Source organism: Hydrocoleum sp. CS-953 (genome assembly GCF_002260545.1).
GTDB lineage: Bacteria > Cyanobacteriota > Cyanobacteriia > Cyanobacteriales > Microcoleaceae > Trichodesmium.
This window is the reverse complement of the sequence record NZ_LGSU01000222.1, coordinates 1-2,484: the sequence shown is the minus strand read 5'-3', so window position 1 is coordinate 2,484 and position 2,484 is coordinate 1. Positions and strand designations below refer to the sequence as shown.

The 2,484-nt window shown below is 35.5% G+C and carries 1 protein-coding gene and 1 pseudogene; both read left to right on the top strand.

The features are described from left to right. Positions 1-144 precede the first annotated feature (144 nt). Positions 145-803, top strand: a pseudogene (locus tag AFK68_RS40870) (IS1 family transposase); the annotation flags it as partial. Positions 804-1,038: 235 nt separating this feature from the next. Beyond that, entirely contained in the window at positions 1,039-2,259 is a 1,221-nt protein-coding gene (lpxB, locus tag AFK68_RS01880; RefSeq protein ID WP_094671189.1) for a lipid-A-disaccharide synthase, read from the top strand. Positions 2,260-2,484: the final 225 nt, after the last annotated feature.

Here is a 2,484-nt window from a genome sequence, read left to right as displayed (position 1 = left end):
GGGGATGGCACTTTCACCAACGCAGGGGTCATAGATGATTCCGACCCAGGCATCGATCTGCTCAAAGGAGACTTCAATAACTTGATTGTTGGAGACTTTATATAGAATCCGGTTAATTAGACATCGCAAGTAATGGTTGACGGCCACATTTGTTTAGAATGTGGTCGTCAATTTATTGATTGCTATGAAACTTATAGAGGTTATAGTGATGAACTCCCCAGATGAATGCTGAAAAATGTATGTTAATGGTATGGGCTTAATTAAGAGGAATATCAAGAGTCAAAAAGGTACACCATACTACAATTATCAACTGGGTTAAAACTTGTAGGAAAACTATTACCCGATTCTTACTCTCGGTTATAAATTCCTCAACTAGGAGAGCTAGACGAATTACAGACATTTGTAGGCTCAAAAAAAACCAAATTTGGTACAGGAGCGGCAGTAGATAATTTTCAAAAAGGAATTTTGTATGGGGGTTATGGGAAATCGTAGTGGAGAAACATTTTATCCTTTATGGGAAAAAGTTAAAAAATGGGAATGTCGTGTTTATGTGACAGATGGATGGAAAGTATATGGCAATTTTATTAATGATGGGGATCAAATTATCAGCCAAACCTATATGACGAGAGTAGAAGGAGAAAATACGCTAACTTCGGCACCCAGAACGCCAGATTACATCGAAGGACTCTTTGCTACTCACGCATCTCGCTTAGATGTTAAAGCATTCAATTCTCTTACTAATTCATTATCTAAAATTTTTGGATGTTCCAGTTCCTGATAGATATTCACGGCGATCGCTCTAGCGCTCAAATCATACCCTAATTCACCAACGCCAATATAAGGTGTATTAGGTGTACCTTATGACTATGGGAAATGCAATATCATATATAGTTTATTTCATACATATAATGGTTAAACTCATGAATTTAATGATAAACCAGCCCCTACTATGGCAGCATTTTAGATGTATAGGTCTGCTAGGTCTACTAGAAATTTTCCTGATAACTGATAACTGATAACTGATAACTTATAACTGAAATGACTGCTATTAAAATTTTTATTAGTACAGGTGAAGTTTCTGGAGATTTACAAGGTGCCCTGTTAGTTGAAGCTCTCTACCGTCAAGCTCAACTTCGGGGTTTAAATTTGGATATTGTAGCTTTGGGGGGGGAGAAGATGGCTAATGCTGGTGCTACTTTATTGGGAAATACAACTAAAATTGGTTCTGTCGGAATTATTGAATCTTTGTCTTTCATTTTTCCTACTCTGAAAATTCAACAAAAAGCTAAGGAATATCTACACAACGAATCTCCTAATATAGTTATTTTGATAGACTATATGGGGCCTAATCTTAATATTGGTAATTATATTCGCAAAACCTGGCCGAATTTGCCGATTATTTGGTACATTGCTCCTCAAGAATGGGTTTGGTCTTTGGGAAAGGATAAAACAACTAAAATAGTCAATTTGACAGATAAACTTTTGGCTATTTTTCCAGGAGAAGCAAATTATTTTCGGCAACAGGGAGCTAATGTTACTTGGGTAGGTCATCCTACTATTGATAGGATAAAAATGGCTCCTACTAGGGAAGAAGCTCGTCGTATTTTGGGCATAAATTCTGATACTTTGGCGATCGCTTTATTGCCGGCTTCTCGAAAACAAGAGGTTAAATATTTAATGCCTGTAATTTTTGAAGCAGCTAAAATAATTCAGGAGAAATTACCCCTAGTTCATTTTCTAATTCCTCTATCTTTAGAGACTTATCGTTCTCCTATTGAAGAGGCAATTAAAAAGTATCAACTACAGGCAACAATTTATCCATCTTCCTCAAAAAATTCTACAAAAAATAGTCAGGAAATACAAGAAAGTAATAATTTAGAAATTTTGGCTGGAGCTGATTTGGCGATCGCTAAATCTGGTACTGTAAATTTGGAAATAGCTTTGCTAAATGTTCCTCAAGTCGTAATATATAAAGTTAATCCTATAACTGTTTGGATTGCTAGGAATATTTTGAGGTTTTCGATTCCATTTATGTCTCCACCTAATTTAGTACAAATGAAGTCTATTGTACCAGAATTATTCCAAGAAAATGCTACTCCTGAAAATATTGTCTCTGAAGCTTTGGAACTTTTATTAAATTCTGAACGTCGCACTAAAACATTAACTGATTATCAGGAAATGCGTCAATCTTTGGGAGAAGAAGGAGTTGGCGATCGAGCTGCTCAAGCAATTTTGGATTTAGTTTTAACCAGAAAATAAGAAGATTTTTCAGAGTAGGGGTTCGGGGATTTTAACTAATCTAATTTGAGCAGATATTTTATCTTAGAGTTGCCCTAGTAGTGTGTAATACCATTTCTCAAAAACCTTGCTATATTTGATTAGGTGGAGGAGGGACGTTGCATAAGGGCGTCCGTACACAGAAGAATAATGAACATTAAATGACTAATAATTAGGTAATAATTTATTTTACCTGTGTTAATTACT

What these genes read in the sequence shown, in the direction of transcription:
- lpxB (WP_094671189.1), top strand. Translation starts at nt 1,039, where the DNA reads ATGACTGCTATTAAAATTTTTATTAGTACAGGTGAAGTTTCTGGAGAT.